General features: G+C 44.6%; 26 protein-coding genes. 12 read left to right on the top strand and 14 right to left on the bottom strand.

Going from position 1 to position 25,669, the window contains the following annotated elements:
* Positions 1-83 precede the first annotated feature (83 nt).
* Positions 84-863 (bottom strand): RelA/SpoT domain-containing protein, encoded by a 780-nt coding sequence (locus FKN08_RS03530; RefSeq protein ID WP_006741655.1) that lies wholly within the window; start codon positions 861-863, stop codon positions 84-86.
* A gap of 316 nt (positions 864-1,179) precedes the next feature.
* On the opposite strand from FKN08_RS03530, the gene FKN08_RS03535 reads away from it, so the two are divergent.
* The gene (locus tag FKN08_RS03535; protein WP_046874957.1) at positions 1,180-1,830 is read left to right on the top strand and encodes a thiopurine S-methyltransferase; all 651 of its coding nucleotides are present in this window, start codon (positions 1,180-1,182) and stop codon (positions 1,828-1,830) included.
* Between the two features lie 71 nt (positions 1,831-1,901).
* On the opposite strand, the gene purT is transcribed toward FKN08_RS03535, so the two are convergent.
* The 7 genes from purT to FKN08_RS03570 form a co-directional block, all read right to left on the bottom strand.
* Entirely contained in the window at positions 1,902-3,077 is a 1,176-nt protein-coding gene (purT, locus tag FKN08_RS03540) for a formate-dependent phosphoribosylglycinamide formyltransferase (protein WP_104974217.1), read from the bottom strand.
* A 145-nt stretch (positions 3,078-3,222) separates the two neighbouring features.
* On the bottom strand, positions 3,223-4,110 hold the full coding sequence (gene cdd, locus FKN08_RS03545; RefSeq protein ID WP_005397788.1) for a cytidine deaminase: 888 nt from the start codon (positions 4,108-4,110) through the stop codon (positions 3,223-3,225).
* A 443-nt stretch (positions 4,111-4,553) separates the two neighbouring features.
* Positions 4,554-5,231, bottom strand: a complete 678-nt coding sequence (locus FKN08_RS03550; RefSeq protein WP_164666165.1) for an LrgB family protein — start codon at positions 5,229-5,231, stop codon at positions 4,554-4,556.
* Between the two features lies 1 nt (position 5,232).
* Positions 5,233-5,607 carry a CidA/LrgA family protein gene (locus FKN08_RS03555; protein ID WP_005397786.1) on the bottom strand — a complete coding sequence of 125 codons (375 nt, stop codon included), beginning with the start codon at positions 5,605-5,607 and terminating at the stop codon, positions 5,233-5,235.
* A gap of 55 nt (positions 5,608-5,662) precedes the next feature.
* Positions 5,663-7,084: an exodeoxyribonuclease I gene (gene sbcB, locus FKN08_RS03560; protein ID WP_170891357.1), complete on the bottom strand. Its 1,422-nt coding sequence runs from the start codon at positions 7,082-7,084 to the stop codon at positions 5,663-5,665.
* Between the two features lie 156 nt (positions 7,085-7,240).
* Entirely contained in the window at positions 7,241-8,614 is a 1,374-nt protein-coding gene (locus tag FKN08_RS03565) for an L-cystine transporter (protein ID WP_170891358.1), read from the bottom strand.
* A gap of 200 nt (positions 8,615-8,814) precedes the next feature.
* The gene (locus FKN08_RS03570; RefSeq protein ID WP_005397784.1) at positions 8,815-9,504 is read right to left on the bottom strand and encodes an NAD(P)H-binding protein; all 690 of its coding nucleotides are present in this window, start codon (positions 9,502-9,504) and stop codon (positions 8,815-8,817) included.
* 247 nt (positions 9,505-9,751) lie between these two features.
* Here FKN08_RS03570 and cobT point away from each other — a divergent pair, with 247 nt between their 5' ends.
* The 8 genes from cobT (at position 9,752) to btuD (ending at position 17,817) form a co-directional block, all read left to right on the top strand.
* Complete coding sequence (cobT, locus tag FKN08_RS03575; RefSeq protein WP_170891359.1) at positions 9,752-10,795, top strand: nicotinate-nucleotide--dimethylbenzimidazole phosphoribosyltransferase; 1,044 nt, start codon at positions 9,752-9,754, stop codon at positions 10,793-10,795.
* Positions 10,795-11,601 carry an adenosylcobinamide-GDP ribazoletransferase gene (locus tag FKN08_RS03580; protein WP_170891360.1) on the top strand — a complete coding sequence of 269 codons (807 nt, stop codon included), beginning with the start codon at positions 10,795-10,797 and terminating at the stop codon, positions 11,599-11,601. The genes cobT and FKN08_RS03580 overlap by 1 nt, the downstream gene beginning before the upstream one ends.
* The gene (gene cobU, locus FKN08_RS03585) at positions 11,598-12,131 is read left to right on the top strand and encodes a bifunctional adenosylcobinamide kinase/adenosylcobinamide-phosphate guanylyltransferase (protein ID WP_170891361.1); all 534 of its coding nucleotides are present in this window, start codon (positions 11,598-11,600) and stop codon (positions 12,129-12,131) included. Before FKN08_RS03580 ends, cobU begins: the two co-directional genes overlap by 4 nt.
* An 11-nt stretch (positions 12,132-12,142) precedes the next feature.
* On the top strand, positions 12,143-12,757 hold the full coding sequence (gene cobC / locus FKN08_RS03590) for an alpha-ribazole phosphatase (RefSeq protein WP_145532213.1): 615 nt from the start codon (positions 12,143-12,145) through the stop codon (positions 12,755-12,757).
* Positions 12,758-12,885: 128 nt separating this feature from the next.
* Complete coding sequence (locus FKN08_RS03595) at positions 12,886-14,682, top strand: M3 family oligoendopeptidase (protein WP_170891362.1); 1,797 nt, start codon at positions 12,886-12,888, stop codon at positions 14,680-14,682.
* A gap of 274 nt (positions 14,683-14,956) precedes the next feature.
* Positions 14,957-15,985, top strand: coding sequence for a succinylglutamate desuccinylase (locus FKN08_RS03600; RefSeq protein WP_006741645.1), 1,029 nt, complete (start codon positions 14,957-14,959; stop codon positions 15,983-15,985).
* A gap of 82 nt (positions 15,986-16,067) precedes the next feature.
* A complete protein-coding gene (gene btuC, locus FKN08_RS03605; protein WP_031780659.1) occupies positions 16,068-17,063 on the top strand; it encodes a vitamin B12 ABC transporter permease BtuC in 996 nt (331 codons plus the stop codon).
* Positions 17,050-17,817 (top strand): vitamin B12 ABC transporter ATP-binding protein BtuD, encoded by a 768-nt coding sequence (gene btuD / locus FKN08_RS03610; RefSeq protein ID WP_170891363.1) that lies wholly within the window; start codon positions 17,050-17,052, stop codon positions 17,815-17,817. Before btuC ends, btuD begins: the two co-directional genes overlap by 14 nt.
* Before the next feature lie 68 nt (positions 17,818-17,885).
* Here the strand turns inward: btuD and FKN08_RS03615 are convergent, their stop codons facing one another.
* From FKN08_RS03615 to FKN08_RS03625, 3 genes are all read right to left on the bottom strand, one after another.
* Positions 17,886-18,461, bottom strand: coding sequence for a nucleoside triphosphate pyrophosphohydrolase family protein (locus FKN08_RS03615; protein WP_005377875.1), 576 nt, complete (start codon positions 18,459-18,461; stop codon positions 17,886-17,888).
* Between the two features lie 110 nt (positions 18,462-18,571).
* Positions 18,572-19,144, bottom strand: a complete 573-nt coding sequence (locus FKN08_RS03620; protein ID WP_053807305.1) for a DUF1415 domain-containing protein — start codon at positions 19,142-19,144, stop codon at positions 18,572-18,574.
* 89 nt (positions 19,145-19,233) lie between these two features.
* Positions 19,234-20,457, bottom strand: coding sequence for an MFS transporter (locus tag FKN08_RS03625; protein ID WP_114322429.1), 1,224 nt, complete (start codon positions 20,455-20,457; stop codon positions 19,234-19,236).
* A gap of 106 nt (positions 20,458-20,563) precedes the next feature.
* Between FKN08_RS03625 and FKN08_RS03630 the strand changes: the two genes are divergently transcribed.
* Positions 20,564-21,433, top strand: coding sequence for a LysR family transcriptional regulator (locus tag FKN08_RS03630; protein ID WP_005397760.1), 870 nt, complete (start codon positions 20,564-20,566; stop codon positions 21,431-21,433).
* Positions 21,434-21,460: 27 nt separating this feature from the next.
* On the opposite strand, the gene FKN08_RS03635 is transcribed toward FKN08_RS03630, so the two are convergent.
* A complete protein-coding gene (locus FKN08_RS03635) occupies positions 21,461-21,691 on the bottom strand; it encodes a glutaredoxin family protein (protein WP_005377871.1) in 231 nt (76 codons plus the stop codon).
* 138 nt (positions 21,692-21,829) lie between these two features.
* Between FKN08_RS03635 and FKN08_RS03640 the strand changes: the two genes are divergently transcribed.
* A complete protein-coding gene (locus FKN08_RS03640; protein WP_170891364.1) occupies positions 21,830-22,345 on the top strand; it encodes a M48 family metallopeptidase in 516 nt (171 codons plus the stop codon).
* Positions 22,332-23,459, top strand: a complete 1,128-nt coding sequence (gene rlmF, locus FKN08_RS03645) for a 23S rRNA (adenine(1618)-N(6))-methyltransferase RlmF (protein ID WP_170891365.1) — start codon at positions 22,332-22,334, stop codon at positions 23,457-23,459. Before FKN08_RS03640 ends, rlmF begins: the two co-directional genes overlap by 14 nt.
* A 71-nt stretch (positions 23,460-23,530) precedes the next feature.
* Here the strand turns inward: rlmF and FKN08_RS03650 are convergent, their stop codons facing one another.
* Together FKN08_RS03650 and FKN08_RS03655 are read right to left on the bottom strand one after the other, a co-directional pair.
* Complete coding sequence (locus FKN08_RS03650) at positions 23,531-23,851, bottom strand: hypothetical protein (RefSeq protein ID WP_005397755.1); 321 nt, start codon at positions 23,849-23,851, stop codon at positions 23,531-23,533.
* 70 nt (positions 23,852-23,921) lie between these two features.
* Positions 23,922-25,514 (bottom strand): S41 family peptidase, encoded by a 1,593-nt coding sequence (locus FKN08_RS03655; protein ID WP_170891366.1) that lies wholly within the window; start codon positions 25,512-25,514, stop codon positions 23,922-23,924.
* Positions 25,515-25,669: the final 155 nt, after the last annotated feature.

Consider the following 25,669-nt stretch of genomic DNA (forward strand, 5'->3'; position numbering starts at 1 on the left):
GCGTAAAACTTGTGTCGCATATAAACGAAAACCACCGCAATGCGGTGGTTTTTCTGTTTTTGAGTATATCTTAATGATATGGATTACGCTGCTTCTAGGTGCGTTGTTAAGTATGGTTGCCATGCTTGTTGGTACAAGTTTTTAGACTGTGCACGCATGTTGCGAATAGAAGCGAGTTCTAGTTCGCTTAGTTCGCGTTTCTCCATCATCGCTTGGCGTTCTAGTTTCTGGATTTTTTCGTATAGGTCGTGTTCAGGACCGCTTTTCACATCTGCGATGGCTTTTAAGTGCAGTTGAACTTCGGCAACTAGATTTGTCTTTGGTAAACGAACGAGTAAGTTCAAGTCTCTATAGCCTGAAGGACCAGGTTTTTTGAAGCGATTTTTTACTTTAACAATTGTTGTTTCACGCTCTAAGGTTTCATAAATGGAGACTAAGCTCGCGACGTCTTCAGCAACAATCGTGGCACGGGCTAGGTCAGTAATGCGTTCGACTTTTCCATCTAACTCCAAAGCTATTTTTTCTTCTGCTCGTTGTTTGGACTTTACGCCTGCGAAGTATGGCTGAGCATCATTAAGAAGTGCGGTACTTTTACAGATAGTTTCAAGCTCAAATTGTGCTTGGTGAGCTTTGCTGTAAAGAATGTCGAAGTCAGTGTATGGCTGAGTTGGAGTTGCGTCGATTGACTGAATACCATACAAGCCGCTAAGGCTATGTTTAAAGAGTTTCGAACAAACTTCGTTTTGACTTGTTGAACGATTTTGATCGCCACTCGGCGCTGGGGTAATTGGAAGTGCGGCAAATGCCGGTGCACGGCTAAGTACCAAAAGCATCAATGCTGTAGTACGAAGAAATAAGCTCATTCACTCTCCTTAACTTGCTTGTACTTAGAAAATAGGGAACATAAAGGTCGCTAAGTTCGGCAAATCAGGTACTAACTTATTAATGGGGTCATTACGAAAGATTCCAAGGTTTCAGTTTTGTCTTGAAGTGGAATCGTGCGTTAGATCACCATTTCTCTTTTCTTTATTCTGTTTATCAGATAAAGGCGTGGTTCCTATAAGAACGTTTACATCCTATCACCGCTGTATTAACCAAAGATGAACGGCATAGACAAATTGAAAAAAATCGTTAGTCTTACTTCTCAAAATGAAAATCAGCCGACAAGTAGAAAGTAAAATGAGAGACCAAGAGTTTTGGCATAATAAATGGGCCAGTAATCAAATCGGATTTCACTTGGAAGATGTAAACCCGCTATTACCTGCATATTGGCAACACACAAACCCAAAGCGTGAAGACAAAGTGTTAGTGCCTTTGTGTGGAAAGTCAGAAGACTTGATTTGGTTAGCGATGAAGCATGATTCAGTTGAAGGTGTTGAGCTGAGCCATATCGCTGTTCGTGCCTTTTTTGCTGAACATTTTTATACGCCAACCGTGACGCCTGTTAATGGTATGCACGAGCTTTATCAATTTGATGAGCTCTCTATTTATACTGGGGACTTTTTCACTGCACCAGTATCTCAAGCCGATATCATTTATGATCGCGCCGCGTTGGTTGCTTTACCGCAAGATATGCGAGAGGAGTATGTAGAGCGTCTCAAGCAACTTTTGAATCCAGGCGGTCGTATTTTGCTTGTTACACTCAACTATCCTCAAGAAGAGATGGCAGGGCCTCCATTTAGTGTGCCAGTCGAAGAGATTGAGCAGTTATTTTCAGGTTACAAAGTTACCTGTTTGAACGTAGATGAAGCTGATGAAAACCATCCTAAAATTGCGAAAAAAGGCTTAAGTCGCTTCTCTGAAGAAGTGTACCTAATCGAGAGTGAATAGGTTTTTTTGGTTTGTAAAACGAAATAGCGCAGCAATTTGAGCTGCGCTATTTTTGTATAAGTGGTTCGTATTTAATAAGTGATATTAACTTTTGAAGCACTTTCAACAGCATCTTGAACGGCTTCTTCGGTGGTTTTTCGTCGCGTAAGGACAACACCTAAACGACGGCGACCATCGATTTCTGGCTTGCCGAATAGACGAACTTGCGTTTGAGGTTGAGCTAAGGCTTTGGTTAGGTTGTCAAAGCGAATGTTTGTAGAAGTCCCTTGACCAAGAATAACGGCCGACGCAGATGGAGCATATTGTACGATATTATTAATCGGCATTCCGGTAAATGCACGTACGTGGAGAGCAAACTCTGACATTTCCTGAGAAATCATAGTGACCATGCCTGTATCGTGTGGGCGAGGAGAGACCTCATTGAAAATGACCTTATCACCTTTAACAAATAACTCTACACCAAAGATGCCGTAGCCACCGAGTGCGTTGACTACTTTCTCTGCCGTGTATTCTGCTGCTTTTACTGCGTTTTCTGACATGGCTTGTGGTTGCCATGATTCGCGGTAGTCGCCATCTTCCTGACGATGGCCAATTGGAGCACAGAAGTGAACACCGTCAACGGCTCTGACGGTCAATAAAGTGATTTCGTAATCGAAGTCGATAAAACCTTCCACGATCACGCGACCTGCCCCCGTACGTCCGCCTTCCTGTGCGTAATCCCATGCTTTTGCTACGTCGTCTTCGGTCTTAATGACACTTTGCCCTTTACCTGAAGAACTCATAACTGGCTTTACTACGCACGGGATGCCTACATGCTCAACCGCGGCTTTGAAGTCTTCAAAAGTATCTGCAAAACGATAAGGTGATGTCGTCAGTTCTAGTTCTTCTGCAGCCAAACGTCGGATACCTTCACGATTCATTGTTAGCTTGGTTGCCTTAGCGGTTGGAACAACATTCAGCCCTTTTTCTTCAAGCTCTACCAGTTTGTCGGTTGCGATAGCTTCGATTTCAGGTACGACGTAAGTAGGTTGTTCCTTTGTAATAACTTCTTCTAAGGCGCTTCCATCTAACATATCGATGACGTAACTACGGTGAGCAACTTGCATCGCTGGAGCATTAGCATAGCGATCACAAGCAATCACTTCTAAACCAAGTCTCTGACATTCAATTGCGACTTCTTTACCGAGTTCGCCAGAGCCTAAAAGTAATACACGGGTAGCATTTGCGCTGGTTGCAGTGCCAAACATAGTGTTCCCTTACAAAATAGAGTGGTGAGACAGAAATTGCAGGAGATCATACTGAAGTTTCATGACAAAGCAAACGTTTGCTTTTGGTTTTTAGGCAATAAAAAAGCTCTACATGCCGTAGAGCTTTTTATACTGAAATTGTCGCTTATACGTTGACAAAACTAAGTGGAATATCTGGATTCAACGCTTCTAACGTTGATTGCGTATCAGCCAAATGACTGATCTTGCCTTCTGAGTTTTCTACCAGAGCAGCGGCTTTGATATTGTCAAAAGTTTCACCCGCAAGTAGTACTTGGATCAGCGCAACTTGTAATGGCGGCAAGCTAGGGTTAAACGCCGCATTTTCCGCATAAGCACCTTGGAATACACGGCCGCTAGCCATTTCTAATGCTAAGCCACTCAAGTTGTTGGTATATGGTGAGTGGCTCATGTTCATCGCTTCAACAGCGCTTTGAATTAGAGTGTCTTCATCATCGCATGAGAACTGATGCTTTACTTCTGCCATTAAGCCGGATTCGATACCGAGATCGTTTGGTCCAAAGGCTTCAGGTAGGTATTCGTGCAGCGACTTTTCTTCGCGTTCTGGGAGCTGAATTTTAAGCTCGTTTGCGGTAGATAACTCGTTCATGAACTGACGGCAGTGACCACATGGGCTGAAGTTAATAGTGATATCTTTAATACCACGTTCACCTTTCATCCAAGCGTGGCTAATTGCAGACTGCTCAGCGTGAACTGTTTGACCTAACTGAACACCAAAGAATTCCATGTTGGCACCGAAGTAAAGGCGACCTGAGAGACCACGAACGATAGCACCGACATAAAATTCAGAAAGAGGAGCATAGGAATATGCTGCGGCAAAAGGAAGTAGAGCAACACGAAGCTCTTTATCTGATAGACCGGTAGCTGAAAGCAACTGCTCAAACTGTTGAACTGAAAGCGTAGCATCAAAATCATCAGCTTGGATGATAGGAGCAAGTTGTTTGGAAAGTGCTTCTGGAGCGCCTGCTAGCGCCTGTTCAATGCGACTTTTCATGTTGAATCCTTGTTATTGCATGGACAGTTATTCTATGTGAAGGATAGAAATGTTCCGTGCGTTAGATCACGATAAATAATGCAATTGATAATTCTGTTACATAATTAGAGTGAGCTCACACATGTATTCGATTGCACTGACGTGAAGCGTTATCTCCGTCTCACAATTAACCATATCAGTATATATTCATATGACCAAGACGCTGGGATATGTTAATTACGATGCCTACATGTCCACACAACGTTATTCCTAGATATCTAAGCAACGTTGAGTCAGTAATATTGCACTGAATGTTGAAGTTATTAGTGTGTATCTCGTCAGAGTGCCTTAACGATCTTACTAGAACGGGTTGTTAGATGAGGTAATACAGAATTTTGGAAGGGATAAGGAAGAAACGGGAAGGCCACGGCCTGCCGGAAGGAGGGCAGACCGAGAGCGCTTAACTATTGATATAGCCAGACAGCCAAAGCAAAAAAGCTTGGTGCCAAAATAGAAGTGATGATGCCGCATAAAACCAATGCGAGTGATGAGAACGCGGCATCAATGGGCTGTTTCTCTGCACATGTCGCGGTGCCTAAGGCATGAGACACGGTACCCATTGTTAGGCCACGTGCAATCGGGTGTTTAATTCCAATTAAGTTGTAAATTGGGTATGCCAAAATCGCGCCCAATAAACCAACAATCAGAACCAAGATCGCCGCAACGGCAGCTTCACCACCGAGGTGACTCGAAATTTCCATTGCTATTGGCGTAGTGACGGATTTACCCACTAGACTTGCGATTAAACTGATATCCGCTTTGAAAGCGACTGCGATCAAGGTGGTTGTCATCATCGACATCACACTGCCTACTGTGCAAGCAAAAGTGATGATTCGCCAGTTTGCTTTAATTTGTGGTAGTTGTTCATATAACGGGTAAGCCAGAGCAACTACGGCTGGTTGAAGTAAAAAACTGATCCCTTCGTTATCCGCATAATACGTTTCAAACGGTACATTTAAGTAAGTAAGCAAAGGAATGAGCACTGCAATACTGATCAGCAAAGGATTTGCTAGAGGATTATTCAGTTTGATTGCGATTTGGCGCGCGACAAGAAAAACCGCAATGGTAACAACTAACCACATATCAGTGCTTCTCCTTTAGCAAGTAGTCCAGCAGCCAAGCGAGGCTGACCAGTACAATGAGTGAGCCTCCAACTGCGCTAGCAATGATAGGGAGGGCATTAGCGAGTAGCATATCGAAATGTTGCATTAATCCGACGCTAATAGGAACGAACAACAAAATCATGTAGCGGATAAATAGCGTGGCGCCCGGTTTGACCCAATCGACCTTTACAAGCCCAAGAGTCATGGAGAAAAACAGTACGAGCATACCGATGACACTTCCTGGGACGGAAACGCCAGTGAACTTTTGAATGGTAATTCCGATGCCAAGTGCCCCCATGATGAGGAAGATTGAAATGAGCAGTTGGATCAGTTGTAAGAATCGTTCTTTAATCATTTTGACAGTATATAAACAACAAGCACACCATAAGGTGCGCTTGTATTGGGAGGAGTTAAGAAGCTAAGCTCTCTACATAACGGTACACGGATTTTAATATCGCAATCTTCTTTTCGTCACTTTCATGTTCGTGAACTAAGTTTTCTAAATTCAGCATGTACTCTTCAATTTGGCTTTCAAACACTTCTCGACAGTGTAATGCCCAGCGTCTCTGTTCTTGCTCGTCTAATGTGCCTGGGAAGTTACGCGCACGATAGCGGAACAATAGAGGTTTAATGCGCTTGTCATCAAATTCAATGTCCAATGCGGCAAGATTATTCGGGTCGGTTTCGCGAATGATATCCATGGCTGCGCGATCGGCCGGAGAGAAGAATCCGTCGTAAAGTTGCGTATCGACGTCATCACTTTTATCGAATTGACGCTCGACTGAAAAGAGGCTAATCAGCTTTTCTCTAATTTCAGGATGTTGGCGCAACAAAGCGAGATTAGCGAGACATTGCTGGCGATCAATGCCAATAGACTCCGCATTTTCAGCCGTTAACGTTTTGGCAGGGGCGAGAATAGGGCATTTGTTCAAATGAACCAACTTAACAGGCACTGGTAGCAATTCACCAAGATCTTCTCGCTTAGTGTAGAGTCTTTCGTGTAGCTCTTCTGCGGATAGCTCTAGAATAGGTTGAGGGTCTTTCGCTAAATCGATAGTGATAACGGCGTTATTATTGGTTGGGTGCCAAGCAACAGGCACAATCCAGCTAGTGTACTGGCATTCGCGCCCTAGCATGCCTGAAACGTGCATCAACGGCGTCATGTTGACGATGTCGACTAATTCATTGAGCTTGCGCTTTTGGCGCATAGAAAAGAAGTAGTCAAACAATTTTGGTTGCGCTGCTTTGACTTTTTTCGCCATTTCGATAGTCGCAATCACGTCTGCCATCGCATCGTGCGCGTTACTATGTTCTATGCCGTTAGCAACAGACAAGTGCTCTAATTTAAAACTAGTGAAGCCATCTTCGTTTTCTGGCCATTCTACGCCTTCTGGGCGAAGGGCGTGGCATGCGCGTAGCACATCGAGTAAATCCCAGCGCGAGTTACCGTTTTGCCAACTCCATGCGTATGGATCGATAAAGTTGCGATAACAAGTATAACGGGTCACTTCGTCATCAAAGCGAATGCTGTTGTAGCCTAAACTGGTGGTATTTGGTTTCGCGAGTTCAGCGTGAATCTTAGCGATAAACTCAGGCTCAGAAAGGCCTTCTTGAACCGTTTTTTGCGGAGTAATACCAGTAATAAGCGCAGCTTCAGGAGACGGAAGATAATCAGCAGGTGGCTGGCAGTACATGACTAAAGGCTCGCCGATGATATTAAAGTTTTCATCTGTACGAACACCAGCGAACTGGCTTGGGCGATCTTTCGCGGGGTTTGTTCCCCATGTCTCATAATCAAAAAAGAAAAAAGTGGGCTGATTATCTTGGTGCATTCTGCTTACCGTTTACAAAACCGATGACAGTATTAGACCATTCAACGCCTTGACTAGCAACGAAAGATGCAAGTTGAATTTTTGAAAATGAAAAAGCCGATGGCGAACCATCGGCTTGATATTTTACGTTTTATAGCTTGGGAAGTAGTTTGAGCTTTACGCTCGTGTTTCTTCCAATGCTGTTTCGCTTTCTGGTGACTTCAGCACTCGGCTAGCAATCGTACCCGCAGTCATTGAACCTGAAACGTTTAGTGCGGTACGTGCCATGTCAATCAATGGTTCAATAGAGATAAGCAGTGCCGCGATGGTTACAGGCAAGCCCATTGCAGGAAGAACAATCAAGGCTGCAAACGTCGCACCGCCGCCGACACCTGCAATACCAAATGAGCTGATGGTGATAATCGCAATCAATGACAGGATAAAGTGAAGATCCAGAGGGTTGATACCCATTGTCGGAGCTACCATCACTGCCAGCATTGCAGGATAGATACCAGCACAGCCGTTTTGGCCGATAGTGGCACCAAACGATGCTGATAGGTTTGCAATCGCTGGTGGAACGTTAAGCTTGGTGATTTGCGCTTCTACGTTTAGTGGAATTGTTGCTGCTGAGCTACGAGATGTAAACGCGAAGGTCAGTACAGGCCAGATTTTCTTAAAGTATTCCGCAGGGCTAACGCCGACAAAAGAGACTAATACGCCGTGAACAACAAACATCAGTGCGATAGCAACATAAGACGCCACAATAAAGCCAAGTAGGTTTAGGATGTCGCCTGCGCTTGATGTCGCTACCACTTTTGCCATCAGTGCTGCGATGCCGTATGGCGTTAGGGCCATGATCATCTTCACTAATCGCATAACGATAGATTGAGCAGCTTCTACGAAAGTACGAATCGGTGATTCCAACTCTGCTTTTTCCATCATCACTTTACGAGCGGCGATACCAGTTAACACGCCGAAAATCACAACAGCGATAATTGATGTCGAGCGAGCACCTGTTAGATCAGCAAATGGGTTGGTTGGAATGAAGCTAACTAGCATTTGAGGAATAGTCAGGTCACTTACTGTACCAGCACGGCTTTCTAAAACGGCGATACGAGCGGTTTCACGAGCACCTTCAGTTAACCCTTCTGCTGACAGGCCAAATGTTGTTGTCACCAAGATACCGATAAGTGCAGCAATTGCAGTCGTTACTAGAAGAACAGAGATGGTCAGGCCAGAAATTTTACCTAATGATCCACCTTTCTCCAATTTAACAACTGCAGAGATCATCGATACCAATACTAGTGGCATGATGACCATTTTCAGTAGACCAACGTAGCCACTGCCTACAATGCCTACCCATTCAAGTGTTTGAGCAATTGCGCTGTTGCCTTCACCGTGAATGAGTTGCAAAGCAAGACCAAAAAGAGAACCAGTAACAAGACCGATTAAAACGAGACCAGAAAGTGTGTGTTTCTTTTGTTGTTGGTTAAATAGAAAGAACAATATGCCAACAAAAACGGCTAGAGAGGCTATCACTGCAAAATTCATAATCTGACCTTATCAACCTGCCGAAATGGCGGTTGTTTTTTATACGGGGTTTTATACGGATTTGTTTATGGGGCGTAAGATAACGCTCGCGATATAACTTTAAAAATGACAAACGGGTATTAGCTAGATCTAAAATGAATATAAAAACGAGATCTAAGTCGCGTGAGAGTGTGAATTAGCACGTTAAATGTACAAAATGGTTATTCGTAGTGATGCAGTAAGTCACGCATTTCTTGCCTTTGTAAGTAAACCACCGAGTCTTCTTGATAACTGAAAAGTTGATAAATCATCGCTTTGGCGACATCTTCCGCTCGAATAGGTAAAAAGTTGGACAGTTTGCCAAGCATGAATGGGCGAATTACCTTAAACAGAGTTTGCACTAACTTCTCGTCCGTTCTTGGGCTTTGACGTTGACCAACAAGCGGGCCTGGGCGAACAAACACGATTTCCTCAAAACCCATAGCTTCGATTCTTTGTTCCATTTGTCCTTTACAGGCTAAGTAATGGGATGGTGATTTACTATTTGCACCAAGGCTAGAAACAACCGCAAGGCGTTTGACTCCGATCGTTTTCATCTGTTGGGCGACTTTACACACCAGATCAACATCTACTCTACGTAAATTATCCTTACTGCCTGCTTGCTTAAGAGTTGTGCCTAAACAAATAAAGCCGATGGTCGGTGTTGGTTGGTTATCATCCCATTGGTGGATAGAGAGGTCGGCATCAATGAGAGGAACAAGCTTATTGTCCGCATCTAGGACGCCATCGAGTGGGCGGCGAGAAAGATAATATAAGGTACCAACACCTGATTGATTTATGAGGTTTGTAATGACTTTTGAACCGACTAAGCCAGTCGCCCCAGCGATGATGGCGCAGGTGTTGTTATCCATGTCCTTTCTCCTATATGGGAATATAGCCTAAGCTATTGTAGCGGATTTCAAGGAGTTACTTATAATCGAATGCTCGAAAGGTGAGACGCTCTGCGAACTCAGTAGACTTTCCTAACAGAAATCTGATTAGCGCTGCCCCAAGCGGATGCAAGGGTATACAATAGTGGACGCTCAAAACTGGGGCTGAGCAAGATTTCTTAATCAATGGAACACCTCTCACCCAGACAACATCAAAGGAACGTAAAAAATGGATGACTCTTTTGCAGCGGAGATACAAGCGCGCATAGATAACAAAACCAAACCCGTCGGTTCTTTAGGCTTATTGGAAAAGGTGGCACTACAGCTAGCTCTTATTCAAAGTCAGGATAAACCTCAGCCAGTTGATTCCATCGCTATCTGTAAACCGAGCATGCTGGTATTTGCTGGAGATCACGGCGTTGCAGAGGAAGGCGTAAGCATTGCGCCAAGCGAAGTCACTCAGCAAATGGTGGCTAACTTTCTCGCCGGCGGCGCAGCCATCAACTGCTTTTGCGACATCAATGGCATCCAACTCAAAGTAATAGATTGCGGCATGTTGGCACCTATTGATGTGCTGGTTCCAGAATTTAAGTTTCATCCAAACTTGGTTGAACAACGGTTGGGTAACGGTACGGCTAATTTTTCTAAACAATCAGCGATGTCCACAGAACAAGTGGCGCTAGGTTTAGAGTATGGTGCGAAGATTGCTGAGCAAACCATTTTGTCTGGCTCAAATCTATTGATGTTCGGTGAGATGGGCATTGGTAACACCAGTTCGGCTTCCGCACTGTTATCGGCGCTGAGTTCATTAGATATTGATTATTGTGTTGGTGTCGGTACAGGAATCAATCAACAGCAGTTGAGCCGTAAATATAAACTAGTGGCACAGGGCGTGAACCGATGTCGAGGTCTTGATACTAAAGCGATTCTCGCACAGGTTGGAGGCTTTGAAATCGTACAAATGGTGGGCGCATTTTTAGAAGCCAAGCGGCTTAAAACCCCAGTTTTAGTGGATGGATTTATCGTATCGGTTGCTGCGTATATTGCAACGTTGCTAGACGAAGAAGCACGCGAATACATGTTGTTTGCCCACCGCTCCGAAGAAAATGGACATAAGTTTGTATTAGAGTACCTAAAAGCAGAACCTCTACTCGATCTTGGTTTACGATTAGGGGAGGGAACCGGAGCCGCTCTTGCCTTACCCTTGTTAAAAGCTGCTGCCCAGTTTTACAACAAGATGGCGAGCTTTGAGAGTGCAGGAGTTACAGTATAGTGTCAGTCCCTGCTAATTCTGAGAACGTCACGCCATCATCGTTAAGATACCAGTGGGAGTTGTTTCTATTAGCTATCAGTTTTTTTAGTCGCTTACCCGTACCCCAAGCGTTGCCATACAGTGAAGAACGCATGAATCAGGCCGGACGTTATTTCGCGTTAGTTGGTCTCGTGCTTGGAGCGCTTTGTGCTCTGGTATTTTCGCTCACCTCAATTCTTTTCCCAGAATCGGTTGCCGTAGTATTAACGATGGTGTTTAGCTTATTGTTAACAGGGGCATTTCACGAAGACGGCTTGACTGATATGGCGGATGGCATTGGCGGTGGCATGACCGTAGAGCGACGCCTCTCTATTATGAAGGACAGCCGCATTGGCACTTATGGTGCAGCCACTCTCATTATGGCGTTATTGGCTAAGTATGTTTTTTGGAGTGAACTGGCTAACTTGCCGCAGTTTTGGTTGGTCATTGTCGTCGCTTATACCGCAAGCCGAGCACTAGCCGCGACGCTTATTTATGACATGCCTTATGTCAGTGACAGTGATACGTCGAAAAGTAAACCGCTGGCAAATAGCCAGTCTTCTTTAGAAGTCTCCATTTTGTTGTTTACTGGTGGCATAACATTGCTTGTGCTTGGTATCACGCAGGCGATCTTTATATCGCTTGTTCTCGTGGTATTTCGTTTGATGTTCAAACGTTGGTTAACCAAGCGAATTGGCGGCTTTACGGGGGACTGTCTTGGCGCAGCGCAGCAGCTATCGGAACTGCTTGTTTATCTCACTATGATTGGGTTTTATCACATCTCATGAAGCAATTGATACTCGGTGGCGCGCGCTCTGGGAAGTCGCATTTGGCGGAAAAAACAGCCAAGCAATTATCGACCACTTCTCAACACTCATTACATTATGTTGCAACCGCGCTGCCATTTGACCAAGAAATGCGAGAGCGAATAGCGCATCATCAGAAGCAACGAGGGGGCGAGTGGCAAGAGCATGAATGCCCCCTTCATTTATCTGAGTTACTGACAAATTTCGCTAACACCGATGTTGTACTGGTCGATTGTTTAACCTTGTGGCTCAATAATTGGATATTTGAGTTAGGTGATAAATGTTCCAATGAGAAGCTAGAAGCAGAAATTGAAAAGCTTATACAGGTGGTACGTGGTTCAGATGCGACGTTAATATTCGTCTCTAACGAGGTTGGAATGGGTATTGTGCCTTTGGGGGCGGTTAGTCGTTACTTTGTGGATAATGCAGGACGGATGAATCAAAAACTAGCCAGTGTTTGCCATCGTGTTACCTTTGTTGCTGCTGGTTTGCCGTTGGTTCTTAAAGAGTAGGATGGAACAAAATGAAAACACTCAATATCTATCTTGTGCGTCATGGAAAAGTAGATGCTCCACCAGGACTCCATGGCCAAACAGATGTAAAAGTTACGCCTGCTGACCAAGAAAGCATTGCTCGGGCTTGGATCGAGAGTGGACGAGGTGTGGGTGGAGTGATTTGTTCTCCTCTTTCACGTTGTCAAGAACTGGCAAATATAATTGCTGAACAGCAATTATTACCAGTAATGACGGATGAATCTTTACAAGAGATGGCATTTGGTGATTTTGATGGTATGCCTTTTGATATGCTCACTGAGCAGTGGAAAAAGCTAGATGCTTTTTGGCAATCGCCAGCACAACATACGTTGCCGAACGCTGAGAGCTTAAGCACATTTTCTGAGCGCATATGTCGCGTGTGGTCTCAAATCATCAACGATATCAATGACAATCTACTTATCGTCACGCATGGTGGCGTCATTCGTATGATTCTTGCTCATGTATTGGAGTTAGATTGGCGTAACCCCAAGTGGTATTCGACGTTGTCGATAGGAAACGCTTCTGTCACGCATATAACAATGACCATCGATGAGCAAATTTACGCCTCGGTGCGTTCGATTGGCGTACCTCTTTTAACTCGTTAATTTATAAATATTAAAATGCCCAGAACGATATTGCTTACGGGCATAGTCACGGAAGATGTCAGTGGAAGCCCATCTGCTAGGTGCAGGAAGCGAAAATTGACTCAGTTACATAAAAAGGAAATATAGAAATGACAACGCCGAGTTGGGATTTGTCCATCGTTTATAACGACCTTTCTGACCCACGAATTCAAGACGATATTGCTCTTGTTGAACAATGTATTGATCTTTTGAATAAACAATCAGCAGATTGTGGCAACGTAGAGATCATGCAAAATGCGATTTTGACCAATGAAGCAGCGAGTCGTTTAGCGGGCACAGTTGCAAATTTTGCGAGTTGTTATGCTTCTGTTGATGCAACAAACGCCGAAGCGAAATCGTTACTTGGTAAAATGACCCGCATCTTTTCGGAGCTTTCCCAAGCGTTCAGTCCCTTTGATTTGACATTAACGCATGCCGACGAAGAGTTTATCTTGCGCGTGTTAGATCATGAGAATCCTGATATCAGTGGGCAAGCTTTTTCTATCTTGAACTCCAGAAAGTTGGCGGATACTCGTCTTAGCAACGCAGAAGAACAGTTACTGGCTGCGATGAGTGTGGATGGTAAATCGGCTTGGGGTAACCTATATGATAACCTGACTGGCTCATTGAAAGTGAAGCTTGAGTACACAGATGGTAAGAGTGAAGAGCTTGGGTTTTCTCAAGCGGCAAGCATTCTTTATGGTTCTGAATTCGAGCGTCAAGAAGCCGCGTGGCGAGGCGTACAAGATGCAATGCAAACGCACCAAGAATCATTCGCTGCAATTTTGAATGCGTTAGCAGGATGGCGTTTAACTGAAAACAAAAAGCGTTCGACGAAGCGTGAAGTTCACTTCCTCGAGCCGAGTTTGCATGGTAGCCGAATCCAAGCTGAAACTTTAAATGCGATGATGACAGTAGCCAAAGACAGTCGAGCTATTGGTCAGAAAGCGGGTTTATTGATGGCGCAAGTACATGGTCTGGATGAGATGAAACCTTGGAATCATCTGGCGGCTATGCCTGCTTTGAGCGGTGAAGCGAAGGTTTACGACTTTGATGAAGCGATTGATGTTATTTGTGAAGCATTTGAAACAGTAAACCCTGAGATGTCGGAGTTTGTCCGTTTGATGGTACAAAACGGATGGATTGATGCCGCGCCAAATGCCAGCAAGCGCCTTGGTGCATACTGCACCAAACTACCAGCAACGCGAACACCACTTGTGTTTATGACTTGGAGTGGTAGCCGCTCAGACCTGATGACTCTGGCACATGAACTTGGCCATGCGTTCCATAACTGGGTTATTCGCGATTTGCCACTTTGCCAAACTTACTATCCAATGACGTTAGCAGAAACCGCCTCTATTTTTGCAGAAAACATCGTTCGTGAACATTTGATTTCGAAAGCGGAGAGCGTCGATGAAAAGCTCGAGATGTTGTGGGAAGAGTTGTCATCTGCGCTAGCTTTAATGATCAACATTCCGGTCCGCTATGAGTTTGAGAAATCGTTCTATGAACGCCGCCAGGATGGAGAGTTAACCGCAGATGAATTCTGTAAGTTGATGTCTGAAACTTGGAAAGAATGGTATGGCGACGTAATGAGCGAGCCGGATCCGTACTTCTGGGCAAGCAAGCTGCACTTTTCTATCGATAGTGTGAGTTTTTATAACTACCCATACCTGTTTGGTTTCTTATTCAGTAAGGGTATTTATGCACAGCGAGAAACCAAAGGCGAAGCGTTTTACACCGATTACATCAATTTGCTGCGCGATACTGGCTGCATGATGGCGGAAGGTGTTGTCGAAAAGCATCTATCGATGGATTTAACTCAACCAACGTTTTGGCAGCAGAGCGTTGAGCTAGTGCGTGAAAAAGTCGATGAGTTTGAGCGTTTGCTCGCACAGCGCGGCTAAGTTTTTCGCAGTGTTGATGCATAATCTGCTTTATAGCTACAAAAATTTGATCAAATCATAATGATCTTAATCAGGGCTGTGGTAAAGTTCACAGCCCTAACACTTTGTAATTGTTTAAAAATTAAACGCCTCAATGCTTGATTTGAGTGCCTGGCGCGAAAAGGTATCGGATTTTCGAGGGAAATAGTGATTTCTACTCATAAGTGAGATCGCAGCAACAAAAATCCTTTGTACAATTTATTAACATACCCGCCGTGCTATTAAGGAGTAACGCATGACGAAGTCTCTCTTTCGCCAATCGTTTTTAACTGACACGTTAGATGTTCATATCGATGTTGCACCAGCGGAGCAGGTGCTTTCTAACGGTGTAAAACTTAAACTCTATCAGCGTGGTGTACTAGAAGTGATCCCTGAGAACTATACTCAGGATACGAAGAACGTCATCATCTCTTGTGGGGTTCACGGAGATGAAACCGCACCGATGGAGCTGGTGGATTCCATTATTCAAGACATAGAATCTGGGTTCCAGACGGTCGATACCCGTTGTCTGTTCATTATCGCTCACCCAGAATCCACTCTGGCGCACACGCGATTCCTTGAAGAAAACCTCAACCGTCTGTTTGACGAAAAAGAACACAAACAGACAAAAGAGCTTGTCATCGCTGATACGCTTAAGCTGCTTGTTCGAGACTTTTATCAAGATACCGACCCGACAACACGCTGGCACCTTGATTTACACTGCGCGATTAGAGGCTCGAAGCACTATACGTTTGCAGTGAGTCCTAAGACTCGTCATCCTGTGCGAAGCAAGGCATTAATCGATTTCTTGGACAGTGCACACATTGAAGCTGTGCTCTTGTCAAACTCACCATCGAGTACGTTTAGCTGGTACAGTGCCGAGAACTTTGGTGCGCAGGCTCTGACGATGGAGCTTGGTCGTGTGGCTCGTATTGGTGAAAATGACCTCGATAAACTGACTGCGTTTGATTTGTCTTTACGCAATTTGATTGCGGAAACGAAGCCAGAACACCTACCAAAACCATGCATTAAGTATCGCGTAAGTCGCACAATCGTTCGTTTGAACGAAGACTTTGACTTTATGTTCGACGACAATGTTGAAAACTTCACCTCATTTGTTCACGGCGAAGTGTTTGGTCATGATGGCGACAAACCATTAATGGCGAAGAACGAAAACGAAGCGATTGTCTTCCCGAACCGCCATGTCGCAATAGGTCAACGTGCAGCTCTGATGGTTTGTGAAGTGAAAACCCGTTTTGAAGAGGGCGAGTTGGTTTACGATTAATCCAACATTGCTTTGAGAAGTTAATTGCAATTTACCGAGGCTTAACTGTAAGGTTAAGCCTCGTTTGTTTTTATCGGCCGCTATGGATTTTCAACAACTTATCCTGAACAAGGAACGACGCTGGCAACGTAACCTGATGGTTATGTCGATTGTGCTCGCTGTACTCTCTGCCATCCACTTGATGGTCGGAGAAATTTTCCTTTCTCCTTTTCAATCTTTATCTGCATTTGAACATAAGCTACTGGTGGACTTGCGTTTACCGAGGTTGGTGTCTGCGGCAATTATTGGTGCTGCGTTAGCGGTATCTGGCGCGACGTTACAAGTGTTGCTTGGGAACGTTTTGGCTGAACCCGGCGTTCTTGGTATATCTGGTGGTGCAAGCTTAGCAATGGTCTTAATCATGTTCGCGTCACCTGTTCTTCCCACCCCGATTGTTTTTATGTTGGCAGCGATTGCAGGCTCGATGGTATTCACGTTTGTTTTGGTGGCGATAGCAAGGGCAATGCATCTGACGACGGCTCGATTGCTTTTGGTTGGTGTCGCATTGGGTATTTTATCGAGCGCGATTGTGACGTGGGCATTTTACTTCAGTGATGATCTTAGCCTACGCCAACTGATGTATTGGTTAATGGGCAGCATTGGTGGTGCAAGTTGGTATCAACATACCGTTACCTTGGTGATGCTGCCGGTGCTTATCTGGTTGTGTTGTAAAGGCAAGTCGCTTGATAAATTGATGCTTGGTGAGATTCATGCGACCCAATTGGGAGTCGATGTACATCAAATGCGTTGGAAACTGATCCTCGCCATTTCTGTTTTGGTGGGGAGTTCAGTCGCTTTGGGTGGCATCATCAGCTTTGTTGGCTTGGTGGTACCGCACTTGTTGCGTTTGGCTTTTGGTACAGAAAACCGTTATTTATTGCCACTTTCTGCAATATCTGGCGCTGCGTTACTTGTATTTGCGGATATCGGCGCAAGGCTGTTATTGGACGCCGCAGAGCTACCTTTAGGTGTCATGACAACATCGATTGGCGCACCTATTTTCATCTGGATGCTGGTGAAGAGTCATGATGCACGTTAAACATATGTCGGTTGGTAGTCGATTATTGCCTCTTTCTTTTGAATGCAAAGCAGGCGAAATCGTACATGTCGTTGGGCCTAATGGTTCAGGTAAGAGTACTTTATTGGCTGCGATTTCTGGTACGTTAAGCTACCGAGAGGGTATGAGTGGTGAAGTGTACGTTGGCGACAAAAACTTGCTTACTTTACCGTTGTCAGAGCAAGCTCATGTGCGAGGTTATTTGTGTCAGCAATCGCGCCCAGCGTTTAATGTTGATGTGTTTCAGTATCTCGCTTTATCTCTGCCTAGTGGTGCTGAGATTGCGGATATTAAAGTGCGTGATGCCGTCAATATGGTGGTGGAGCTGGTACAACTGCAAGATAAGCTTCATCGCAGTATTCAAACATTATCCGGTGGTGAGTGGCAGCGTGTCCGATTAGCAGGTGTATGTTTGCAGGTGTGGCGTACCATTAATCCTTTTTCGCAGTTTTTAATTTTGGATGAGCCAGCAGCACCGTTAGATATTGCGCAAGAGGGTCTGCTCTATCAATTGATTAACGCTATGGCGGCGCAGGGAATTGGAGTATTGGTTGCTAATCACGATCTCAATCGCACATTAAAGCACGCAGATAAAGTATTGCTGCTTAACAACGGTGTGCTGCACTCATCAGGAAGTGCCGATACTGTGCTAACGGAAGAAGCTCTCGGGGAAGTGTTCAATACTCAAGTCAAAAAGGTCATCGTAGATGAGCAACCTTATTTAATCTTTGATTAGTATTTAGGGACAATAAAAAACGACCTACTTGAGGTCGTTTTTTTAATCGAGATAGCCACACTCAACGCTTACTGAGTTAGCGGTTTTAGATCTGCTGGGCGGTAGTAAACTGATTTGAGTACTTTGCCTTTACGAATGGTTTTACCTTCCGATACGAAATCTTCGGCGCATTTTGCGATGATGTATTCACCTTTCTGTACCGCCATCAACTTGATGCCTTGTTCCGCGTAGAATGCCTCTGTTTCTGAGTACTCTTGCTCGTTACGGCATACTTTGCTCATGTTGCTTGAATGTACTTCATCCCAGCAAGGAATAAATTCGATACCACGGTTTACCGCAACGTTTAATAGAAGATCAATTAAGTAGCTGATCGCCAGGTTGTCTTCTACTTTGCTGTGGCCAAGATGAACGAGACGGCCCATTAATACATACACGCTGTCTACGATGGCATCTGCTTGCTCAGTTTTACAATCTGCTTCTGCTAGCTCTGTTAGCTCTTCGATCGCCAAAGAGGTGTGTAGTGTATCTGCTTGCGTATCAAGGCTTGCAGCGTCTGCGACTGGTAAGTCGAACGTACTACGGAACTCGGTGATATCACGGTATAAGTGATCAAAAATCTCTTGGGTTAGCTTTGACAGTTGCATTCTAATTTCCATTGAATCGATTGAAGCGGCAATGATACCAAACCGCACTTTGAACCCCAAGGGCATTGAATCCAACTGGTGATAAATCTGCCTTTGGGTAATGGTAGTGCTTAACGAAATAGGTAAGGAAACAGCTTTTTACGTTCTTCCTCTGAAAGGGCGGAAACACGAGCGATGTTCGTATCGGGAATGGATTCAGGATCAGGATAGTGTTTTAGTACCTTTTCCATACTCTCTTCGCGAATCAAATGGAAGATTGGGTAAGGAGAACGATTGGTCAGGTTTTCGTCGTCTTCAGGTCTTGCGCCGCCAAAACAGTAATCAGGATGGAAAGTCGCCACTTGGAAAATGCCTTCCCAGTTTTGTTGCTTAATTAATCCTTCAACCCAATCGATACAAAAGTTGTAGTCCCAGAAATCTTGTAGCATGTTGGGAACCACAACCAACGTGGTCTCAAGTTGTTCGGGTTCTGTGTTACTCAGCTCAATCAGCTGCAATAAAATATCTTCAAGAAGCGCTTCTTCTTGAGTCGCTTCACTAACAAAGATTTTGATTTGTTTATTACGTTGCGGTTTGGCAGCAAACGGACAAAGGTTGAGTCCGATTACCACATCGTTGAGCCATTGATCGACCTGTTGAGTGATCGCTTCGATATCTGTGTTTTGTGTTGAACGCGTTGACATACGACTTTCTGGTTTTTATTAAAGTAGCGCAAGCATAGCAGAGTTGGTTATCCAAGTAACCAGAGAGGTATTACGCAAATGAGCGTACCTTAGCTACTCTTTAAACTCGCTGCGTCAGGTGTTTGGTCAGTATGCTTTCTTTCGGCAATGTGTTTCAAATACGCAATCGCAGCAAACATCGCTAGGTAGACTGCGCTTCCCCCCATAAGAACACTCGACCAACCACCATGCTGCCAACAATAAAGAAGTAAGAATCCTCCTAAGCTACCGCCTACGTAGTAGTGTACTAAGTAGAGCGCTGTCGCGGTGGCTTTGGCGCGAGTGGCGTTCTGACCGACCCAACCGTAGGCGAGGGTATGAGTAAAGAAGGCACCAAAACTTATCAGCAACAATCCAACTAGCATTGCAGTCAAGCTTTCAACCGCAGCAATCCACATCCCCGTCATGCTCACTATCGCGCCCAAGAACATACCGAGGATTGAGGAATAACGTTTACTCCAGTGGCCTGCACAACGAGAGGAGAAAGTCCCTCCCAAGTAACAAATAAAGATCAGTGAGGCCAACCCGACGGGCACATTGTGAGGTTCACTCACCAGACGGAAACCCATGACGGAGTAAAGGTTTACGAACAAAGCAAAGTTGAGTCCTCCTATCAGCATCGCGAACCACACGCGTTGGTTTTTAAAATGACCAATAAGCGCACGATTTTGATGGCGCAAACTGCTTGATGACGGGGTGAAGTTGCGCTGTGTTGGCAATAAATAGTGAACACCAATGACACCAAGAAGAGTGAACACCATCATAACTTCAATGGCGACATCAACACTGAAATTGTCCGCCAATAAGCCGCCGCTAATACGTCCTGCGATACCGCCTAATGAGTTAGCCGCAATGTACGTTCCAATTGCCATCGAGAAGGCGTGCTTGTCGAGCTCTTCTGCCATGTAAGCCACGGCGACCGCAGCAAAAGCCGCGAGCGCGACGCCGATCAGTGCTCGACATACCACCAAAAACAGGAATGAGTCACCAAACAGCATCAAAGCAGAAAGGGTAGGAATCGAAAACAGGCCGGCCATCATGACTGGCTTTCGTCCCACTGACTCTGATAACACAGCCATTGGAACGAGGCTAAAAGAGAGAGCGAGTGTTGAGGCCGCAAATAGCCAGTTCACTTGTGTTTCTGAGATCGTGAAAATTTGGGCAAAAGTGGGCAGCATTGGCTGTAGTAGGTATAAATTTGAAAAAACCAAGAAGGAACCAAGCGCTAGCGAGAGCGTAATGCGTTTGTATTCCGGTGTGCCAAAACTGACCATGAATCCTGCCTAATGTGAACAAATGGAGAGACTGTGATCAATCTATCAGTTCGTTGTAAATTAAAAAAATATATTAAAAATATGGACACCATATATTTTTGATCTAATGGAATCGAAACAACTTAAACATTTTCTGGCGGTCGCTGAACATGGAAATATTACCCATGCGGCGAAAGCCCTGCATATTGCCCAGCCCGCATTAAGCATTTCTATCAAAAAGTTTGAGCAGTCTTTGGGCGTTACCCTATTTCGCCGTGATGATAAAAAAATCAGCTTAACGAAAGAGGGCGAAACGCTACTTGTACATGCCAAGCGGGTGATTCAACAGTTGCACGACGCGCAGCTCGCGATTGATGAGTTGAAAGGTTTAGCGAAAGGCGAAGTACGACTCGGAACGCCATCAATGATGGGCAGTTATTTCTTTCCACGAATTGTGATGGCGTTTAAAAGCCAGTTCCCGGAGTTAAAATTGACCTTGGTCGAAGCTGGGACTCAATCGATTCGTCGTATGCTGCTCAATGGTCAACTCGATATCGGTGTGATCAGTTGTGATAACGTGCCTGATGACCTAGAAACTGACCATTTGTTTACTAGCCAAATGGTCGCAGTTGTTTCACCTGAGCATGAGTTAGCCCAGCGAGACTCTCTTACTTTTGATGAGTTCTTTGAACACGATTTGGTTATGTTTCAGCATGGCTATTTTCACCGCGAATTTTTGGATCAGGTGAGTGAGGAGCATGGGTTTACCATGAAGTCATCATTCGAGACCAACTTACTGCCTTTGATTTTGAGTATTGTGAAACAAGAGTTTGCGATTACCGCGTTACTGGAACTGGTGACTCAACATGAGTCGGGCGTTGTTGGCCTACCGTTTGAACCACCAGTGACGCTGGATCTGGCACTTGCTTGGCGCAAGCAGGGGTACTTATCAATAGCAGATCGAACGTTTATCGACTTTATCAAGCGCTACGTTTAAACGCAGCGCAGATTCATCGTCCGAGCACTAGTCGCCTTTGTACATCTTCTCGAAGTTCTTTGGGTTCCAGCCAATCATTACCCGATCACCAATTTTTAAAACTGGCACTGAACGAGCACCAAGCGCATCAAGTTCTTTGCGACCGCGTTGCATCTTAGCATTGCACAAACGATAGTTAATATTTTTCGAATCCAGATAACGTTGAGCATCTTTGCAGTGAGGGCATTTGTCTTTGACGTAAAGGACGACACGTTTCATTGAGTTTCTCTCCATTATCATTGGGAGGCGAAGTTTAACGGCCTTTCACCATAAATGAAAGGCGAAAGCTAAGGTGAAACTGTCCTTTATCTCAGGTATATTGAGCGCCTTTATTTTGTCATAACAGACGTTAATTCTATGCATCCGTCACTTCGATACATTCAAGGCTACCCACAAAACATCGTAGAGCAGGTGAGCTCATTGATAGCGAGTGGCGAGTTTGTTCCTTGGTTCGAAAAGCGTTATCCCGATAGGCACCAAATCAAAAGCGAAAGGGCGCTCTATGAGTACGCCATGGCAATCAAAAACCGCTACATGAAGAAAGCCGCGCCAATCAGTAAAGTTGTCTACGATAAGAAAATTCACGCGGTAAACAACGCGCTTGGTTTGCACAGTGTAATCAGTAGAAACCATGGCGGTAAGCTGAAGTCGAAAAACGAGATTCGCATTGCCAATGTATTTAAGGATGCGCCCGAGCCACTATTAAGAATGCTGGTGGTACATGAGTTGGCGCATACTCGTGAGAAAAACCACGACAAGGCGTTCTATCAGCTATGTTGCTACATGGAGCCTGAGTATCACCAACTCGAATTTGATGCTCGTTTGTTTATGATTTACCTCGATTTAAAAGCGAATTTGAATGAAGAACAATAATCACAACGCGAAGCAAGCAAAGCCAAAGACTTCAAAGGCGGCTCAGAATAAAGACGCGAATAAAGCCAAGCCGAAGCGTGTTAAAGACAAAGTTGCGCGCAAATCCCCGCAGCTTGCAGGAAAGAGCGAAGTCGAGTTCATAAAAATAGCGAAGAATGGTTTGCATGAGCGTAATGCTCATCGAGGTCGTTACGATTTTAAAAAACTCGTGGAAAGTGAACCACAGTTAAAGCCATTCGTTATCAAAAATCCGAAAGGGGAAGACTCCATAAACTTCTCTGAGCCTAACGCTGTCAAAATGCTCAATAAAGCATTGCTTGCTGCGTATTATGGTATCGAGTTCTGGGACATTCCCGACACCTATCTTTGCCCACCGATTCCGGGCCGCGCTGATTACATTCACCGAGTGGCAGAACTACTTGATGGTGAAGTAAAAGGTCAGTACGCGCACCAAAACGTGAAAGCGTTGGACATTGGCGTGGGAGCAAACTGTATTTATCCGATTGTTGGTGTAACAAAATACGGTTGGCACTATACGGGCAGCGATGTCGATCCAAAATCCATCCAATCGGCTCAAACGATCGTAGAGCACAATCGTGTTTTGACGGGAAAAATTGCACTGGTACAGCAATACAATGATGCCAATATTTATCGAGGTATCATTCAACCGAATGATCGTTATGATGTGACGACATGTAATCCGCCATTCCATCGTTCGGCGGAAGATGCCGCTATGGGCAGCCAGCGTAAAATCGATAATCTAAAAGCAAACCAGCGTAAGAAAGGGCTAAAACCTCAAACCGCACAAGTAAAGACAAGTAAGCCTGCGTTGAATTTTGGCGGTCAAAACGCTGAATTGTGGTGTGAAGGTGGAGAAGCGGCGTTTATCCGAAAAATGGCGAATGAAAGCCAAGCTTTTGCCGCGCAGGTCTTGTGGTTTACAACACTTATATCCAAAAAAGACAACGTTCGCCCGATGCGCAAGCAGCTTGAAAAATTGGGTGTGAAAGCCATTCGTGTGGTTGAAATGAGCCAAGGACAGAAAGTGAGCCGTTTTGTAGCTTGGTCATACATGGATAAACAACAGCGTAAAGCATGGATTGAATTAAAGTAACGTTGACCGTTTCACACTGAACAATAAAGTAGGAAGCCCGCTGATATCAGCGGGCTTCTATTTTGGGAGATCTAAAACTTAATGATGGGCTCACAATCTAGTGAACTGAGAGAGACAAAAGTATCTGTTTTGGCATAGTACAAGCCACAGGTTTCACCTCTTATCTGCAACGTATATTGGTCTGGAAGATCCGTATAGCTGCCATCCAACAGTTGATTGTTGTTCCCTTTTACTCGTCCTTTTTCAATCAACAAATGCGGTGAGGATTCAAATACGTTATTTGCGATTCTAGGTGCTGGTGTCCCTTGGATTTCTGCGATCGCGTTTTGAATCTCTATGACTGTTTCCGGAGAGTTCTTTTTACTCAATGCTTCAACGGGTTCTTGTGACATAGCTTGGCATCCTATCAAAGAAATCGAAGTGCCTAAGAAAAGCGCAACCCGAATCAGCATTCGTAAAAAGTTAGTTGATCTCAACATGAATTGCCTCTGTTCGTAGCGGAGAGCGAAGATCGCTTAACTCCGGAGATGAAATGTTACGCGGCATGGCGTTGAAACTTGAAGAGGAGACTGGCGGACAGGTTCCAGTTTCCATGTAGTTTAGTGCCGCAGAAAGCATACCTTCAGACGGATCGCCTAATGGTTTTGTTAGGTCATCATTGACCCAGCAACCTTCTACTCTATTGTTTAAGCCTAGCTCGGTATTGATTTGGCTCTTTGGAGTAGGAATAAAACCATCAGAGAAGTCGCCAAATTTTTTCTCGTTCGCTGACTTGAACTGAATAGTGTAGTACATAGTGCCGCAGTTTTGTTCTGCTGAGAACCCATACGGTTTACCTGTGGTTGTTGAGCCTATTTGGATAACCTCAACATCAATGCCGCGCAAAGCGTTGATCAACAGTTCACTTGAGGAAGCCGTGCCTCCTGAAGTCAGCACATATACCCGCTTTTTGTTCAGTGTCGGCAGCATTTGGTCCGAATACTTTTGTGCTGCCCAGTCTATTGCTAGATTCGTAAAGCGATAGATGTTATCCCCATCTTTAATGGTACGCATCACTTTGTCGTTGTGAATCAACTCACTGAAGACTCGGTTCTGACCAGCACCGCTTAGCATGTAGCCTACTTGCGAGGACTGAAGTACTAAGCCACCGCCGTTGTAACGTAAATCAACGACGATCTCGTCAACATTCTCTGCCGAGAGCGTACTGAACGCCTCAATAAGTGAGGCTTGAGCGCTTGGTTCAAAGGAGTTGTATTGTAGATAGCCGATCTGCATACCATTGTGTGCGATCACTTTGGCATTTTTAACTGGAGAAGTCATGACATCAGAGGCGGTAAGCGTCACGGTTTTCTCTAGGCCGTCAACACTCTCAAATGTGAAGGTGTAATCTTGATTGATGTCAGGGTTAAACAGCGTTCTATTAATAAAATCAATGTCGGACTGACTACCGGTGTTAACCACATCAATATTATTGATTTTCAGAAGCTTATCACCACGAGCAATGCCGCTTCTATCAGCTGGAGAGGCTTCTTCAGTATAGGAGATACGAACGTCTCTAGGTTGTACGCCACGTAGGAATGCCCAGTTAAAACCAAACCCAGCGACTAAACCAGATTGCGATGACTTCATATCATTTTCATAAGGGACGGTAAAGTGGAAGCGATCTTTCGGTTTACCAGTCGTGGTAGTAGCAGAGGTGACCAATGTGTTGAAGTAATCCGTCACGGTTTTGTAGTTTGCTGGATTATTATCAGGAACTTCGTCATACCAAAGGTAAGTTTCGTTAGTAAAAGCTCTTAAAAAGAGTTTTTCGTGTAAAGCAGAACCTAATTCATCTGGATAGGCGGCATAATTGTTATATGGGTCTCGACCCACTCGTGGGGTTTCACATTGGTTGACAAACGAGCTTGATGGTTGGCTAAAATCACCGGCTTTCCATGTTGGTCCGGTTGCGCTGCTAGTTGACGGAGTAGATGAACCATCACCGCCGCCACCGCCACAACCTTGTAATAATGCGAGAGTGACTGCCGTTGCTAAAGAATACTTAAATTTCACTTTTCTATGTCCTTATAAATAATAGAATTATAATTATCTGTTTTGCTTTTGTTTTTATTAGCTAAGTGAATGTATTAATTTAATTCGTTCGTCTGCAAATTTATATTTAAAGAGTGTGAGGTAAATAACGTAAAAATGTTTATCTTTTATTCTTA

Source organism: Vibrio sp. 1-2 (7-a) (assembly GCF_013048515.1).
GTDB lineage: Bacteria > Pseudomonadota > Gammaproteobacteria > Enterobacterales > Vibrionaceae > Vibrio > Vibrio diabolicus.